The organism is Microbacterium sp. R1, from assembly GCF_015159725.1.
Lineage (GTDB): Bacteria > Actinomycetota > Actinomycetes > Actinomycetales > Microbacteriaceae > Microbacterium > Microbacterium oxydans.
Map to the genome: position 1 here is coordinate 18,308 of NZ_JADDUD010000001.1, position 15,851 is coordinate 34,158.

Annotated in this window: 16 protein-coding genes and 1 pseudogene; 14 read left to right on the forward strand and 3 right to left on the reverse strand. The window is 70.4% G+C overall.

The annotated features are described in order from the left end of the window. Nucleotides 1-4 precede the first annotated feature (4 nt). Entirely contained in the window at nucleotides 5-1,219 is a 1,215-nt protein-coding gene (locus ILP86_RS00100; protein ID WP_046748576.1) for a hypothetical protein, read from the reverse strand. Nucleotides 1,220-1,420: 201 nt separating this feature from the next. Here ILP86_RS00100 and ILP86_RS00105 point away from each other — a divergent pair. Next, nucleotides 1,421-2,321 (forward strand): annotated as a pseudogene (locus ILP86_RS00105) (DUF222 domain-containing protein); the annotation flags it as partial. 72 nt (nucleotides 2,322-2,393) lie between these two features. Beyond that, complete coding sequence (locus ILP86_RS19510) at nucleotides 2,394-2,648, forward strand: HNH endonuclease (protein WP_227750962.1); 255 nt, start codon at nucleotides 2,394-2,396, stop codon at nucleotides 2,646-2,648. 131 nt (nucleotides 2,649-2,779) lie between these two features. Here the strand turns inward: ILP86_RS19510 and ILP86_RS00110 are convergent, their stop codons facing one another. Together ILP86_RS00110 and ILP86_RS00115 are read right to left on the reverse strand one after the other, a co-directional pair. Then, complete coding sequence (locus tag ILP86_RS00110; protein ID WP_193761104.1) at nucleotides 2,780-3,697, reverse strand: DUF808 domain-containing protein; 918 nt, start codon at nucleotides 3,695-3,697, stop codon at nucleotides 2,780-2,782. Between the two features lie 36 nt (nucleotides 3,698-3,733). Beyond that, complete coding sequence (locus ILP86_RS00115) at nucleotides 3,734-4,681, reverse strand: AraC family transcriptional regulator (protein ID WP_193761105.1); 948 nt, start codon at nucleotides 4,679-4,681, stop codon at nucleotides 3,734-3,736. A gap of 96 nt (nucleotides 4,682-4,777) precedes the next feature. Here ILP86_RS00115 and ILP86_RS00120 point away from each other — a divergent pair, with 96 nt between their 5' ends. The 12 genes from ILP86_RS00120 (at nucleotide 4,778) to ILP86_RS00175 (ending at nucleotide 15,812) form a co-directional block, all read left to right on the forward strand. Beyond that, nucleotides 4,778-5,878 (forward strand): iron ABC transporter permease, encoded by a 1,101-nt coding sequence (locus ILP86_RS00120; RefSeq protein ID WP_308431866.1) that lies wholly within the window; start codon nucleotides 4,778-4,780, stop codon nucleotides 5,876-5,878. After that, nucleotides 5,875-6,960, forward strand: coding sequence for an iron chelate uptake ABC transporter family permease subunit (locus tag ILP86_RS00125; protein ID WP_058631970.1), 1,086 nt, complete (start codon nucleotides 5,875-5,877; stop codon nucleotides 6,958-6,960). The genes ILP86_RS00120 and ILP86_RS00125 overlap by 4 nt, the downstream gene beginning before the upstream one ends. Further along, nucleotides 6,960-7,796: an ABC transporter ATP-binding protein gene (locus ILP86_RS00130; protein WP_058631971.1), complete on the forward strand. Its 837-nt coding sequence runs from the start codon at nucleotides 6,960-6,962 to the stop codon at nucleotides 7,794-7,796. The genes ILP86_RS00125 and ILP86_RS00130 overlap by 1 nt, the downstream gene beginning before the upstream one ends. Nucleotides 7,797-7,872: 76 nt before the next feature. Beyond that, a complete protein-coding gene (locus ILP86_RS00135) occupies nucleotides 7,873-8,892 on the forward strand; it encodes an ABC transporter substrate-binding protein (RefSeq protein ID WP_113681311.1) in 1,020 nt (339 codons plus the stop codon). A 1-nt stretch (nucleotide 8,893) separates the two neighbouring features. Further along, the gene (locus tag ILP86_RS00140; RefSeq protein ID WP_141385682.1) at nucleotides 8,894-9,550 is read left to right on the forward strand and encodes an isochorismatase family protein; all 657 of its coding nucleotides are present in this window, start codon (nucleotides 8,894-8,896) and stop codon (nucleotides 9,548-9,550) included. Next, nucleotides 9,547-10,284 carry an SDR family oxidoreductase gene (locus ILP86_RS00145; RefSeq protein WP_141385683.1) on the forward strand — a complete coding sequence of 246 codons (738 nt, stop codon included), beginning with the start codon at nucleotides 9,547-9,549 and terminating at the stop codon, nucleotides 10,282-10,284. The genes ILP86_RS00140 and ILP86_RS00145 overlap by 4 nt, the downstream gene beginning before the upstream one ends. Nucleotides 10,285-10,343: 59 nt before the next feature. Then, nucleotides 10,344-11,513, forward strand: a complete 1,170-nt coding sequence (locus tag ILP86_RS00150) for an isochorismate synthase MenF (RefSeq protein WP_193761106.1) — start codon at nucleotides 10,344-10,346, stop codon at nucleotides 11,511-11,513. After that, the gene (locus ILP86_RS00155) at nucleotides 11,510-13,156 is read left to right on the forward strand and encodes a (2,3-dihydroxybenzoyl)adenylate synthase (protein ID WP_179515700.1); all 1,647 of its coding nucleotides are present in this window, start codon (nucleotides 11,510-11,512) and stop codon (nucleotides 13,154-13,156) included. The genes ILP86_RS00150 and ILP86_RS00155 overlap by 4 nt, the downstream gene beginning before the upstream one ends. Continuing rightward, the gene (locus ILP86_RS00160; protein WP_193761107.1) at nucleotides 13,153-14,517 is read left to right on the forward strand and encodes a lysine N(6)-hydroxylase/L-ornithine N(5)-oxygenase family protein; all 1,365 of its coding nucleotides are present in this window, start codon (nucleotides 13,153-13,155) and stop codon (nucleotides 14,515-14,517) included. The genes ILP86_RS00155 and ILP86_RS00160 overlap by 4 nt, the downstream gene beginning before the upstream one ends. Then, nucleotides 14,504-14,761 (forward strand): phosphopantetheine-binding protein, encoded by a 258-nt coding sequence (locus tag ILP86_RS00165; RefSeq protein WP_113681471.1) that lies wholly within the window; start codon nucleotides 14,504-14,506, stop codon nucleotides 14,759-14,761. The genes ILP86_RS00160 and ILP86_RS00165 overlap by 14 nt, the downstream gene beginning before the upstream one ends. Further along, a complete protein-coding gene (locus tag ILP86_RS00170) occupies nucleotides 14,758-14,982 on the forward strand; it encodes an MbtH family protein (RefSeq protein WP_058631979.1) in 225 nt (74 codons plus the stop codon). Before ILP86_RS00165 ends, ILP86_RS00170 begins: the two co-directional genes overlap by 4 nt. Next, complete coding sequence (locus ILP86_RS00175) at nucleotides 14,979-15,812, forward strand: siderophore-interacting protein (protein WP_193761108.1); 834 nt, start codon at nucleotides 14,979-14,981, stop codon at nucleotides 15,810-15,812. Before ILP86_RS00170 ends, ILP86_RS00175 begins: the two co-directional genes overlap by 4 nt. Nucleotides 15,813-15,851: the final 39 nt, after the last annotated feature.

Consider the following 15,851-nt stretch of genomic DNA (forward strand, 5'->3'; position numbering starts at 1 on the left):
ACAGTTACGAGGAGCGGCGCGCCGGTGTCGTGCTGACGGCCTCGCGCACGAGGATCGCTCGCCGCATGTCGGCCATGATCGGGTCGAAGAACCGCTCCCGGTAGCGTGCCTCGCTCACAGCGGAGAACACGAAGGGGAGGGCGGCGATCACGGCGAGCAGAGTGGCGGCCTTGAGCAGGTTGACGGTGAGCGGCAGCTTCGCCCCGAAGAACTCCAGGGGCTGCACCGCGAGCGGCTGGGCGGCGCTGCCGGGACCGAGCCAGATGCCGACGACGCCCTGGGGGATCGCGATGCCTCCGATCACGATCAGCAGCGCCGCGAGGAGCCCGGCGAAGAACAGCGCCTGCACGAGTTGCGCGACGGTCATCGCGAGCAGGATGTTGATGCGCTGCGGAGCGTGCAGGCGCCCCGGCCGCCCGGGTGCGGGACGCCCCTCCGCCGGGGTGCCGACGAGCAGGGCGGCTCGCTGCTCCGCGGTCGGCGCGTGCGCGTGGTCATCGATCTCCGACGCGCTGACGCGCAGCACGACGATGCCGGCGAGCACCGCGACGACGAGGCCGACGAGGGCGATCGATCCCCATGACAGCGCGGAGGCCATCTGCCAGACCTCGGCAGAGAAGAACGAGAAAACCACCAGCATGAGGATCACGGGCAGCGCGATCGACGCCATGTGCCCGATCGCCGACGCATTGCGCACCGCCAGGCGCGAGGCCCAGGAGATCATGGCACCGCCGCCCATGCCGGTCACCAGGATGCAGAGGGCGAGCACGAGCGCCGTGCGGAGGACCGGCCCCACGGTTGAATTCGGGTGGGTGCTGTAGTCGTAGACGATCGTGAAGGCGAGGCTGACGGCGATCAGGACGAGGGCGACCGCCGTGCCGATCCCCGCAGGGAGACGCCGCAGCAGGGCTCGGACGAGGAAGTAGGCGGCCCAGGCGAGGCCCACCGCCAGCAGGAAGATCGTGAGGGCGAGGGGGACGATAAGGAGCTCCCACCCGATCGAGTCGTCGTCGAGGGCGAAGTCGAACACGACCTCGATCCCGTCCTGGAAGAGGTAGGCGGCCACCGCGACCCAGGCGATGAGGGGGGCGACGCGACGGGGGAGGTCGGTGAACCAGCGCCGCAACGGCACGAAGGTCGGAAGCCCCTGCTCGCGGAACCAGCGGTCGGCGTCGCGCTTCGTGCTGCGGGACTTCGGCGACGGCGAGGTGGCGGACATGGCGATGAGACTACGGCACGGCGGCGCATCGACTTATCCACACCCCTCCAATACATCGAAGATATGTTCTAAACTGAGGGCATGACGAACCCACATCTGAGCCCCCTCCTCGAGGCCGTGGAGTGCCTCGAAGACGTGTGGGCGGATGCGTCGAACGCGGCCGAGCTGACCAGAGCACAGCTGCTCGAGGCGCATCGCACGATGGGGCTGGTGCAGCGTCGACTCGACGGCATCCACGCCGAGATCGCGGCGAGCATCGCGCGGGAGTCGCGCCCCGAGCTGGGAGCGGCGAGCCTGGCGAAGGAGCAGGGGTTCCGCAGCCCTGCGACCATGATCGCGGCGACGACCGGCGGATCGACGGGAGATGCGGTGCGCCTGGTGAAGGTGGGGGAGGCTACGGCTCCCCGGGCGAACCTCCTGGGCGAACCGCTGCCGCCGCGTTATCCCGCGGTGCAACAGGCGATCGGCGCGGGCGCGCTGAGCGCCGCAGCAGCAGCGTCGATCGTGACCCTGCTCGATCGGGCCCGGCTGAAGGTCGGTCTGGAGCGGATCATCGAGGCCGAGCGACTGCTCGTCGAACGCGCCGCGGAGCTGTCGCTCGACGACGTGCGCAAGCTGGTCGTGCACGCCGAGGCCTGGCTCGATCCCGACGGTGTGGCTCCGCGCGAAGACGAGGCTCGTTCACGGCGCTCGCTGACGATGTTCGAGCGCGACGGGTCGCTGCACCTGACGCTGCAGACCGATGTCGCCTCCGGCGCGCCGGTGAAAGCGGCGATCCAGGCCTACGTCACTGCGACGTTCCAGGCCAGGGCGCACGTGCTCGATCCCGAGGCGCCCGATGCCGATCGACGCACGGTCGCGATGCTCCAGGCCGATGCGTTCGTCGAGATCTGCGCACACGCGAGCGGATGCGACAACGGCGGTCTCCCCGTGTCCGGCGACGGTCGTCGTGCGGGTGGGCCTCGACGAGCTGACCGGCGGCACCGGGTTCGCGACGGTCGACGGCCTCGGTGGGCCCATCAGCATCGCCGCCTGTCGCCGGATGGCGGCGGGCGGTGGCATCATCCCCGTCGTGCTCGGGGGTGGAGGCGAGATCCTCGACTGGGGTCGTGAGAAGCGGCTGTTCACCCGTGCTCAGCGGCTCGCGCTGGTGGAGCGTGACGGCGGCTGTGTGATGTGCGGGCTCGCGCCGCAGCTGACCAGGGCGCATCACCTGCGTTGGTGGCAGCGGGATGCCGGGCCGACCGACCTCGACAACGGGGTGCTGCTCTGCGAGAGCTGTCACCACCGCATCCACGACAACGACTGGGAGATCAGGATCGAGGGGGTCGGGGTCGCGGCACGGGTGTGGCTCATCCCACCGCCCAACGTCGATCCGGAACGCAGACCGAGACTCGGGGGTCGAGCGCGCTACGACATCGCAGCGTGACTGCCTGCCGCGCGGGTGTGTGCGTGGAGTGAGGCGCGGGCGCGCGGGTTCGACTAGGACGAGGGTGCGGCTCGAGAGCGGCACGTCGCATCCCCCGCACGGCGGATAGTCGCGAGACGGCCGACTCGGAATCAGACGTGCACGTCGGCGGGGGAGGTCTCGCCCTCGTGGAAGCTGGGCGTCTTGCCGAAGAGCCGCGCGATGCCGAGCACGATCACGACGATCAGCAGTCCCAGTGCGAGGCCCGCGATCGCCGACACGAGCGTCTCGACCAGCCAGACCACGAATCCGCCGGCCGGCTCCAGGGCGTGCTCGATCCCGTGCAGCAGGTCGGTGGTGAAGTGCAGCCCCACCTCGCCCAGGTTCACGAGCACCAGGTGGCCGCCGACCCAGAGCATCGCGACCGTGCCGAGGATGCTGATGAAGCGGAACACCGCCGGCATCGAGCGCACGATCCTGGTGCCGGTGTGGCGCACGCGCTGCACCGGATTCTTCGCCATCCTCAAGCCGATGTCGTCGATCTTCACGAGCAGCGCGACCGCACCGTAGACGACGCCCGTCATGAGGAGGGCGATCACGGCGAGGATGGCCAGCGTCGCCCAGATGTCGAGCCCCTTCTCGAGGCTCGCGAGCGAGATGAGCATGATCTCGGTGGAGAGGATCAGGTCGGTGCGCACGGCGCCCAGCACGAGCTTCCTCTCGTCGCGCGCGCCCTCGTCGGCGTGGCCGTGCTGCACGCCGAACCACTCCAGCACCTTCTCCGCGCCCTCGAAGCAGAGGTAGGCCCCACCGAGAATCAGCAGATAAGGCAGCACCCACGGCGCGAACGCGGTGAGCAGCAACGCCACCGGGATGATGATCAGGAACTTGTTCGCCAGCGAGCCCAGGGCGATCTTGCCGACGACGGGCAGCTCCCTCGCCGGAGTGAGTCCCTGCACGTACTGCGGGGTCACCGCGGCATCGTCGATCACGACGCCCGCCGCCTTCGCCGACGCCTTCATCGCGGCGCTCAGGATGTCGTCGACGACGGCCAGAAGTCCAACGGACATGCGTGGGTTCCCCTCGTGAAGTGCCGGATGATCACACTACCGACTTCGAGGTGCCCCGCCCGCGCCAGACGGCTTCATGTCGCGGGTCTGATGCCGTCTCATCGCGCTCGGCCGGCAGCCGTAGCCACGATGGAACGCGGCGAGCAGACCGTTGTGGGTGAGCCCGACGGCCCTGGCGGCATTCGCCACCGGGTATCCCCGACGCAGAAGCGCAGCGGCCGCTTCGAGGCGGACCGCTGTGCGCCACGTCGTGTAACTCGTGCCGAGCTCCGTCACGAAGGCGCGACGGATGCTCGTCGTGCTGGTGTGCAGGCGTCGCGCCCATCCATCCAGAGTGCGATCATCCGCAGGATCGGCGCGGAGTGCGGCGCCGATCGCGGAGGTCAGGGGGCCGCGCAGCTCCGCGTGCGCGATGCGGGCGACCTCCGACCGCATGCGAGCCCGCTCCGCAGCGGCATCGCTTCTCCGCGGAGCGGGCGCACCAACCGGCGAAACGGCGACCGCGTCGACGTGAGCAGGATCCCCCACTCCGCGGACCGAACGACGTCGACTGCTCCTGCGCAGTGCGGCGCACAGCAGGGGAGAGGCGTCCGCTCCGGAGATCGCGGTCGCCAGCAGGCGGTTGCGCAGCTCCACGGATACGGTGACAGCGCACGGTGCGGAGACGACGCCGGTGGGAGCACCCGTGCGGTGCACGAACGGTGCGAACCCGGGATGGAACCGCGCGGAATGCGGCACGCCGGCCGGGATCCAGATCCCCTCGGTCTGGTCGACCGTGAACGGCTCGCCATCCACCTCGATCACGGCACTGCCGCTCAACGCGACGATGAACTGGTCATCGTCGTGGCGGTGCCTCCCATGACCCCAGGGGCCGAAGTCCTCGTCGTCCGGACCCTCCTCGTCACCTCTCTCGCTTCCGGTCCCTATGCCCTCCGGGGCATCGACACGGGCCTCTTCGGGGATGGGGGGACGTGAACGGAACATGGGACTCCTGGAACGCTGAGTGGGAAATAGTTAGGTTAGCCTAACCTCGGCCATCGCGGGAGATCGCGATCGGGATTGAGGGGAGCAGGGCACGAGGTGAGTACGACCCAGACGGCGGATGCCTCTGAGCGGAAGGTCGCTGAGGAGATCGCCACGGACCCTCGTGCCGTCCTCGGACCCGTCCGCTCGAGCATGCGCCGGAGGCTGATCGGTCTCACCGCACTCCTCCTCTTCCTCGCGGTCGCCGCGCTGCTCTCGCTCGCTATCGGGGCCCGGGACATCGCCCCCGATGTCGTGGTCCGAGCGCTGGCCGCTGCTTTCCGCGGTACCCCGGACGGCGACTTCGAGGCCACGGTCGTGATCACCGAGCGACTGCCGAGGACCATCCTCGGCCTCCTCGTCGGGGCCTGCCTCGGCGGCGCCGGCGTGCTCATGCAGGGGCTCACCCGCAACCCACTGGTCGACGGGGGCATCCTCGGCGTCGAGATGGGTGCGGCGTGCGCGGTCGTGGCGGGGATCGTGCTGATGGGCCTCACCGGCGTGGGTGCGACGTTCTGGTTCGCCCTCGCAGGCGCGGGGATCGCCGCTGCCCTGGTCTTCTCGATCTCGCGGCTCTCCCGTGCAGCGTCCACGGCGATGAGCCTGGTGGTGGCGGGAGCGGCGACCGCCGCGATGCTCGCCGCCGTGATCAACCTCCTGATCGTCCGGGACAACACGGCATTCTCGCGCTACCGGTTCTGGTCGGTGGGGCAGCTCGCTGGGCGCGGGGAGACCATTCCGGAGCTCTGGCCCTTCGCCGTCGCCGGGATCGTCCTCGCCCTCCTCTGCGGCGCCACGCTGAACGCCCTCGCACTGGGCGAGTCGACGGCAGCTGCCCTCGGCGTCCGCGTGCGTCGAGCGCAGCTGGGGGTGGCGTTCGTGGCCGTCTTGCTCTGCGCCGCCGCTGTCGCCGCGGCGGGACCGATCGGCTTCATCGGTCTGATCGGAGCACACCTCGGGCGTCTCATCGTCGGCGCCGATCAACGGCTGCTCGTCCCGTTCGGTATGGTCTGCGGGGCCGCTGTGCTGCTGGCAGCCGACGTTGCGGGGCGCATCACTCCCGGCAACGGGGAGATCGCCGTCGGCATCATGACCGCCGTGGTCGGCACCCCGGTCTTCGTCGTTCTGGCGCGCACCAGGAAGCTGGTCGAGGCATGAGCGGGACCGGCACCGTGGCATCCACGGTCGGCATGCACGTCCGACGCCCGAAGGAGGCGGAAGGCGCCGTCGTCGGGCTTCTGAGGGATGTGCGACGGCGCACGTGGCTTCGGGTCTCCGCAGTCTTCGCGGCTCTCGTCGTCATCGTCTTCGCCGCCTTCTCGGTCGAGCTCCTGGTCGGCGGGAGTGCGGAGCTCTCGCCCGGTGCGGTGCTCGATGCGCTCTTCGGCGAGGGAACGGTCGTCGGTCGACTCGTGGTGTGGGAGTCCCGGCTGCCCCGCGCGCTCACCGCCGTGCTCGTCGGCGCGCTGTTCGGCATGGCGGGTGTCGTGTACCAGCGTCTCATCGGCAACGTGCTGGCCACGCCTGACATCATCGGCGTCTCCAGCGGGGCGAGTGCCGGGGCGGTCGCTGTGCTGGTGGGGCTCGGCGGGACCGGCATCGCCGTCCAGGGCGGGGCTGTCGTCGGGGCCGTCCTCGCCGTGCTGGTGATCTTCGGTCTGAGCTGGAAGCGCGAATCGTCCACCTACCGGCTGGTGCTCGTGGGTATCGGGGTGGGGGCGTGCTTCGCCGCCGTGACGAGCTACCTGCTGACGTTCGCCGACACGATGACGTCGACGCGCGCGATGCGCTGGATGATCGGGTCGCTGGCCGGCACCCAATGGTCCGATGTCGCGCTCCTGGCCGCAGCCCTCGCCGTCGGGATCGGCGCCGTCGCCCTCATCGACCCCTCGCTGGACGCGATCCGGCTCGGCGATCCGCTCGCCAGAGGTCTGGGTACGCGAGTCGGACTCATTCGTGTCGCCGCGCTGCTTCTCGGAGCTCTGCTGGCCGCGATCGCCACGAGCGTCGTCGGTCCGATCGCGTTCCTCGCGCTGGTGTCCGGACCCATCGCCTCCCGGCTGGTCCGTCAGGGCGGGCCGTTCCCCGCCGCGCTGGTCGGCGCCGCCCTGCTCCTGCTCTCCGACATGGTCGCGCAGTCCGCGCCGTTCGTGAGTCCGGTGCCGACCGGAGTCGTGACCGGACTCATCGGCGCCCCCGTGCTCATCTTCCTGCTCCTGACCCGGAAGGCGGATGCCTGATGACCGTGCTCGATGAGGCTTCGTCCGTTCCCCCCGACGTGGGCAGCGCGGAGCAGCCGATACTGGCCGCGCACGGCGTGCACGCCGGCTATGCCGCGAAGACGATAGTGAGCGACCTCGATCTACTCATCGCCCGAGGAGGGATCACCGCGCTCATCGGGCCCAACGCCTCCGGGAAGTCGACGCTGCTCGGAGCCCTCTCGCGTCTCGTGCCCCTGCAGGCCGGATCGGTGCTCCTCGACGGCGCGGACATCCATGCGCTGCCCACGCGGGAGGTCGCCCGTCGGCTGGGGATCCTCCCGCAGAGCCCGGTGGCACCCGAGGGCATCACGGTCGCCGAGCTCGTGCGGCGTGGTCGTCACCCGCATCGCCGGTTCGGGAGCGCGCGGGCCTCCGACGATCTGATCGTCGCCAGGGCGCTCCTGCGCACCGGCGTGGCCGACCTCGTTGATCGTCCGGTGGACACGCTCTCGGGCGGGCAGCGTCAACGTGCCTGGATTGCGATGGCGCTCGCGCAGGAGACGCCGCTCCTCCTGCTCGATGAGCCGACGAGCGCGCTCGACATCGCCCACCAGGTCGAGGTGCTCGATCTGCTGGTCGATCTCGTGGCCGAGGGGACGACCGTGGTCGTGGTGCTGCACGATCTCGCGCACGCCGCCCGCTACGCCTCGACCGTCGTGGCCCTGCGCGACGGCACCATCGTCGCCTCCGGCCCGCCCACCGAGGTCATCACCGCCGAGCTCGTCGAGCAGGTGTTCGGGGTGCAGGCCCGCGTCATCGCCGACCCCGACACCGGAGCGCCGCTCGTGCTGCCGCGCGGACGCCATGGGATGTGACGCGAGTCGCCCTCGCACTCTGAAGTCGCCCTCGCACTCTGAAGCCCTCCTCTCACCCCGAAGAAAGAAGAGACACATGACCCGCTCCGTGCTCCGCCGCCTGACCGCGGCAGCCGCCGCACTCGTCGTCAGCACCGCGCTGCTCGCCGGATGCGGCGCCTCCGCAGCCACTCCGGCATCGTCTGCCGGCGGGGGCGAGGGGTATCCCATGACGCTCACGAGTCCGTACGGGGAGACGACGCTCCAGAGCAAGCCCGAACGCGTCGCCGTGGTCTCCTCGGTGGACCTCGACATCGCGTTGGCTCTCGGCATCGTCCCGGTGATCAGCCCGCAGTACGGCGACGCCGAACTCGATCCCTGGGAGATCGACGCCCTGAAGGGACTGGGTGAGAAGAAGCTCACGACCTACGACTCCACCGACGGCGTGGACTACGAGGCGATCGCGGTGGCCGAGCCCGACGTGATCCTCGCCACCAGCGGCTGGACCCTCGACGCCGACTACGAGCAGCTGTCGAAGATCGCCCCGATCGTCTCCTACACGGGAGCGGACGGGCTGAGCACGATGACCTGGGAGCAGCGCACAGAGTCGGCTGCCACCGCCCTCGGCCGCAGCGATCAGGCGAAGGAGGTCATCGACAGCATCGCCGCCGACTTCGACGCCGCCGCTGCCGCGCATCCCGAGTTCGCCGGAACGACCTTCACCTATGCGGTCATCCACCCCGAGCAGATCACCTACATCTCGTACGAGGGCAGCGACGTCACGTTCTTCACGAAGCTCGGACTCGCACTTCCGGAGCGCGCCACCGACTTCAGCGCCACCTCGGCCGCGGTGAGCCGCGAGAACCTCGATCTGCTCGACGCGGACATCCTGCTGATGGGCTATCCGTTCGGCGACGAAGGCCTGCTGACGCAATCCGACCTGGAGCAGGACGCGCTGTTCCGCCAGATCCCCGCGGTCGAGGGCGGTCACTACGCCGTGATCGACGACGCCTTCGCCTCGCCCCTGGCCTACCCGACACCGCTCACCGAGTCCTGGCTGCTGGAACGGCTCGTCCCGGTGCTCGCCGACGCCGTGGCCGGAAACGGAGGGAAGTGACATGGGGCTTCCCCGCATCGCGACCTACGACGTGCCGGGCGCACACGAGCATCCGACGGGACGCGTCGACTGGACCGTCGACCCGAACCGCAGCGCGATCCTCGTGCACGACATGCAGCAGTACTTCGTCGACGCCTTCGCGGAGGCGGACGGTCCGGTCGGGCTGGCCATTGGCCACATCTCCCGCCTGCTCGATGCGGCGCGCGCGGCAGGCGTCCCGGTGATCTACACCGCGCAGCCGGCCGCGCAGGCTCCCGACGACCGCGGCCTGCTGTCCGAGTTCTGGGGCCCCGGCCTGCAGGACCAGGAGAGCGCCGCGATCGTGGCAGAGCTGCGCCCCGCTCCCGGAGACACGATCCTCACGAAGTGGCGCTACAACGCCTTCATCCGCACGCCGCTGCGGGAGACGCTCGCGGCCCAGCATCGGGACCAGCTCGTCATCGTCGGGGTCTACGCGCACATCGGGTGCCTGCTGACGGCGGCCGATGCGTTCATGAACGACATCCGGCCGTTCCTCGTCGCCGATGCCGTCGCGGACTTCTCCCGCGAAGATCACCTCTTCGCGCTGGACTACGCCGCCAAGCGATGCGCTCGTGTGCTCGACACCGACACGGTGCTCGCCGCCTTCTCCTCCGACGCGCCAGGAGCGTCCCGATGAGCACGGTGGCCCTCGTCACCGGCGCAGCGGGAGGCATCGGCGCCGCGGTGGTCGAGCGACTGCGGCGCGACGGCCGAACCGTCATCGGCCTCGACCGCGATCCGGGGACGGACGTCGTCGTCGATGTCACCGATCGTGCTGCGGTCGAGGGCGTGGTCGCCGAGATCGAGAAGACGGGAGCGGGCATCGATGTGCTCGTCAACGCGGCGGGGATCCTACGTACCGGCTCCGCGTTCGAAGCGGATCCCGATGACCTCGCCGAGATGCTCGCGGTGAACGTGCTCGGCGTGGCGACGGTGTCGAGGGCGGTGGGCACGCGGATGGCGAGGCGGCGGCACGGGTCGATCGTGACGGTCTCGTCGAACGCCGCCGCGACCGCCAGGGCGGACATGGTCGGCTACGGCGCCTCCAAGGCGGCGGTCGCCCAGTACACGATCGGACTGGGTCTCGAGCTCGCTGCCGACGGAGTGCGATGCAACGTGGTCGCTCCCGGCAGTACGCGCACGGCCATGCTCGTCGCCGCCGGGGTCCGCTCCGACGGCGACGACCGCGCGGCGCAGGCGGTGGCGGCAGCGATCGCCGGCGACGCCGGTCGCTTCCGCAACGGCATCCCGCTGGGGCGCGTCGCCGAACCAGAGGACATCGCCGCCGCCGTCGCCTTCCTGATCTCGGACGACGCCCGGCACATCACCATGCAGACGCTGACCGTCGACGGCGGGGCGACGGCGTGCTGAGCGGGAACCCGGAGATCCCGGCTTCCCGGACCCACCCGCAGGCAGTGTGAGGAGAGAACATGTACGGATCGGATGACGTCATCTTTCATGGGCGTCGACGGTGGCACGGCACCGGGCGACGCGCGGTGCTCCCGCGGGAGCTGTCCGCGGGACCGGGTCTGGCCGATGCCGTGCTCTCGATGCTGCGGCGGACGGAGGCGGAGGACGGCGTCCCCCGGATCGCCCTGGGGGCCATCCCGTTCGACCCGTCCCTTCCCGCGCACATCATCGTGCCGGAGCATGTGGTCGAGGTCTCGGCCCAGGACGAAGAGGCGGCCGACGGCGTGGCAGGACCGATCGTCGGCGCATCGTCCGAACCGGCGCAACGTGCCGCGGCCGTCATCCCGCCGGACGACCCGGGCTATCGCATCGCGGTCGGTGCTGCGCTGCGTGCGATCCAGGCCGGCATCGTCACCAAGGTGGTCCTGGCGCGCACGATGGACCTGGAGGCCGGCGATCCGATCGACACCGCCGCGCTGTTCCGCGCCTTCGCGGGGCAGAACCCCTCCGCTTACGCGTATCACGTGCCGGATGACGCGGGCGGAGTGCTCGTCGGAGCCTCCCCGGAACTGGTCGCCGCGGTCGAGGGCGCGCGCCTTCGTTCCCTCCCGCTCGCCGGGACGGCCGCTCGCCACGACGACCCCCGCGCCGACGATGTCGCAAGGGTGGCCTTGGGGTCGTCCGCCAAGGATCGCCACGAACACGCGGTGCTGGTCTCCGAGCTCGCCGCGCGGCTGCGCCCGTTCACCGAGACCCTCTCCGTCCCCCGCGAACCCGAGATCGTCGAGACGCCGCGCCTCTGGCATCTCGGTACGCCGATCGAAGGACGCCTGCGTCCGGGGACCACCGTGCTCGACGTCGCGGGGGCCGTGCATCCGACTCCGGCCGTGTGCGGCATGCCGACCATGGCCGCGCACGACCTCATCCGCATCCTCGAGCCGCAGGACCGCGGGCTCTACGCCGGGCTGGTGGGCTGGATGGACTCCTCGGGCGACGGCGAATGGGCACTCGCACTGCGGGGGATCCACGTCTCGGGTTCGACCGCGCGTCTGCATGCCGGCGCAGGGATCGTGTCGGGCTCCGACCCGGTCGCCGAGCACGCCGAGACCGCGGCCAAGCTCGGCTCCGCTCTGCGTGCGCTCGCCGCCGTCACCCCGGTGCGTCGCCGCACGCTGGTGGGTGCCGCATGAGCGCCGTGGAGCCGCTGAGCGTGGAACCGCTGACAGTGGAGGGCGTCGTGCCCTATCCCGAGGAGTTCGCGGAGCGCTACCGGCGGGCGGGACATTGGATCGGTGCGACCTTCGACGCGCTGCTGCGCGAGGCGGTCGCGGCGGCACCGAACAGCGTCGCGATCGTGGACAGCGACCGGTCATGGACCTACCGCGACCTCGACGGACGCGTCGGCCGGTTGGCGACGGCGCTCATCGCCGACCAGGGGATCCGTCGCGGTGACCGGGTCGTCGTGCAGCTTCCGAACATCGCCGAGTTCGTCGTCGTGGTGTTCGCCCTGTTCCGAGCGGGGGCGGTCCCGCTGTTCGCGCTGCCGGCGCATCGACGTTCCGAGCTGCTGCACTTCTGCCGGACATCCGAGGCCGTCCTGATCGTCACGGCGGAGTACATCGGCGGGTTCGACCACGCCGCACTCGCCACCGAGGTCGCCGACCTCGTGCCGAGCGTCCGCGGAGTGCTCTTCGCGAGCGCCGTCGAAGCCGTGTCCGACGGGAGGACGCAGGCGCAGACCGTCCCCGTTCGGCCGGAGGACATCGCCTTCCTGCAGCTGTCCGGGGGGACGACCGGCACGCCCAAGCTCATCGCCCGCACCCACGACGACTACCTCTACTCGGTGCGCGAGAGCGCGCGCATCTGCGGGCTGCACGCGCACAGCCGCATGCTCGTGGCGATGCCCGTGGCGCACAATTTCACGATGTCCTCTCCGGGCATCCTCGGCATCATCGCGGCGCACGGCACCATCGTCCTTACCACCGACCCGGACCCCGACACGGTGCTGGCTCTCATCGAGCGGCACGGCGTGACGATCGTCCCCGCCGTGCCTCCGCTCGTCCTCTCCTGGCTCAACGCCCCGCAGCGGCAGTCGCACGATCTGCGCAGTCTGGAGGTCGTGCAGGTGGGCGGGGCCAAGCTCAGCCGCAGCGTCGCCGAGCGGATCGAGCCGGCATTCGGATGTCGTCTGCAGCAGGTGTTCGGCATGGCGGAGGGGCTCGTGAACTACACCCGGCTCGATGACGACCTCGAGACCGTGATCTCGACCCAGGGCCTGCGCATCAGCGAGGACGACGAGGTGCGCGTCGTGGACGAAGCCGACCGTCCGGTGCCGCCCGGCTCGCCCGGGGCCCTGCTGACGCGCGGCCCGTACACGATCCGCGGCTACTTCCGCGCGCCGGAGCACGATGCACGATCGTTCACCGACGACGGCTTCTACCGCACCGGCGACATCGTGATCGAGCGGGAAGACGGCTATCTCACGGTCGTCGGCAGATCGAAGGACCAGATCAACCGCGGCGGCGAGAAGATCGTGCCGGAGGAGATCGAGAACGCGCTCCTCACGCATCCGGACGTGCACGACGCGGCGGTCGTCGGGGTGCCGGACGACGCGATGGGGGAGCGGGTGCACGCCTCCGTCGTGCTGCGCCCCGGCCCCGAGGGGGTCCTCCCGCCGGTGCGACCCGTCGACCTGCGTCGTCATCTCGCCGCCGTGGGACTGGCGGTATACAAGGTGCCCGACGTCTTCGCCCTCGTGCCTGAGCTCCCCGCGACCGGCGTCGGCAAGGTCGACCGTCGAGGGGTCGCCGCACACGAGGGGAGCCGTTCGTGAACGCGACAGCTCTGGATGAGGGGAAGGACGTCCCCGAGACCGTCGACGTCGTCGGCGTCGGATTCGGGCCGGCGAATCTGGCCATCGCGATCGCTCTGCGCGAGCACGCGGAGGAGGGCAGACCGCTCGAAGCGGTGTTCTTCGAAGCGCAGGAGGAGCCCACGTGGCACCCGGGAATGCTGCTCGAGGACGCGAGCATGCAGATCTCGTTCCTCAAGGATCTGGTCACCTTCCGCAACCCGGTCTCCCCCTACTCGTTCGTTGCGTTCCTCCATCAACGTCAGCGTCTCGTCGACTTCACGAACCGCGGGTGCGCCGAGCCCCTGCGGATCGAGTTCGCCGCCTACCTGCGGTGGGTGGCCGAGGCGTTCGTCGACGTGGTCCGCTACGGATCCCGCGTCGAACGGGTCACCCCCGTCCGCATCGAGGGTGAGGTCGAGGCCTTCGACGTGCTGGTGGCGTCTGCAGACGGCGTGCGCACGGTGCGCGCCCGCAGCGTCATCGTCGCGGCGGGACTGCGGCCGCGATTCCCGGCCGGCATCGCCCCCGGCACGCGCGTGTGGCATTCGGCCGACCATGTGCACCGCGTGGGGCAGCTGCGCGCTCCGCGTCGTCTCGCGGTCGTCGGCACCGGGCAGAGCGCGATGGAAGTCGCCCTCGACCTGTCCGATCGGTTCCCCGAGGCCACGGTCCATGTGATCTCCTCCCAGTTCGGCGTCGCGCCGAGCGACCAGGGGCCCCTGGTGAACAGGATCTTCGACCCGGCGTCGGTAGACCTGCTCTTCGATGCCACCGATACGGTGCGCGCCAGACTCGACGTGCTCCACCGGAACGCCAACAACGGCGTCGCCAGCTCCTCGGTGATCCGCGCCTTCTTCGACCGGATGTACCGCGATGCCTGGCTCGACCGCGAGCGCCTGGTGCTGCACCGCGTCAGTCGCGTCGTCGCCCTGGAGGAGGCCCCGTCCGTTGTGGAGCTGCGGGTCCAGTCGGACCTCGACGGTGATGTGACCTCCCTCCATGTCGACGCCGTCGTGTTCGGCACCGGCTACCGGCCCTTCGACACCGCGGAGCTGCTGCAGGACGACGTCGACCTCCTCCGCCGCGACGACGCCGGTCGGCCGGTGCTCCGCCGCGATCACTCGGCCACGCTCACCGAGCCGGGCTCGGCGCGACTGGTGCTCGTGGGACAGAGCGAGCACCAGCACGGTCTGACGTCGACGCTCCTGTCGACGACGGCCGTGCGCGCGGGGGAGATCGCCGACGCCCTGGTGGCCGAAGCCGCAGAGAACCAGCACTCGCACGACAGGTCGGCCGGAGCGCACACCGCCGACAGGAAAGGAACCCATGTCCCCGTCTGAAGCCCTCGAGCGCGCCCGTGCGCTCGCCGCCGCCGTCGTGCCGGACGATCTCGCCGATGTCCAGGGAGACGAGGACCTCCGGGACTACGGGCTCGACTCGGTCCGCGTGATCGGACTCCTCACCGCCGTGCGCGATGCGGGCGGCGCGATCGAGTACGCCGATCTCGTCGGCGGACCCACCCTCGACATCCTCGCCGGGGCACTCGCCGCGGCGCACCCCGCACCCCAGGAAGGCGAATCATGAGCACCAACCCCTTCGACGACGAGGACGGCGTCTTCCTCGCACTCGTGAATGACGAGGAGCAGTACTCCCTGTGGCCCGAGTTCGCCGAGGTCCCCTCCGGCTGGCGGATCGTGTTCGGTCCGGCGAACCGGGCGGCGACGCTCGAGTTCATCGAGAAGACCTGGACCGACCTGCGCCCGCGTTCCCTGCGCGAGGCGATGGCCGCGGAGGAGGCGCGATGACCGCGGTCGCCCCTGCTCCGGTCGAGTACGTCGACTTCCCCGTGCGCATCCGAGAGGTCGAGGTCGTGCGCACCACCCGGCTCTCCGACACCATGATCAGACTCACCTTCGGCGGCTCGGGTGCAGAAGGGTTCGAGAGCGCGATCTTCGACGAGCACGTGAAGCTCATCTTTCCCGAGCCCGACACAGGCGAGTTGCGGCTGCCCCGCCCCGACGGCGATGAACTCATCTGGCCTCGTCCGATCCCGACCAGCCGCGAGTACACGATCCGCGCGCACCGACCCGATCTGCGGGAGATCGACATCGACTTCGTCGTGCACGCGAGCGGGCTCGCGTCGGACTGGGCGCGTGATGCGCGGCCGGGAGACAGGGTGCACGTCGCCGGCCCTCCCGGGGGATATCGCGTCAGCGACGACTACGACTTCTACGTGCTCGTCGCCGACGAGACCGCGCTTCCGGCGGTCGCCCGCTGGCTGGAGGAGAGTCCGCGCTCGCGAACGGGGGCTGTCGTGATCGAGGTCGAAGGGCCCGGATCGGAGCAGCCGCTGGAGACGCCGGAGGGCGTGTCGGTGACCTGGCTGCACGGCGGTGGGGCGGCGACCGACAACCTCATCCGCGGCGCTCTCGCCGTCGACATCCCCGATGGTGCGCGGGTTTTCGTCTGGCTCGCGGGAGAGGCCGGCGCCATCAAGCCCCTCCGACGCTGGGTGCGAGACGACCTGGGTCTGACCAAGCACCACTCGTCGATCACCGGGTACTGGAAGCGCGGCATCGCCGACACGCACGAGCACCTCGACGATGACGACGAGGACGAGGACGACGAGGACTGACCTCCCCCGCCCGCCAGCCCGCACCGGGATCCGCTCCTG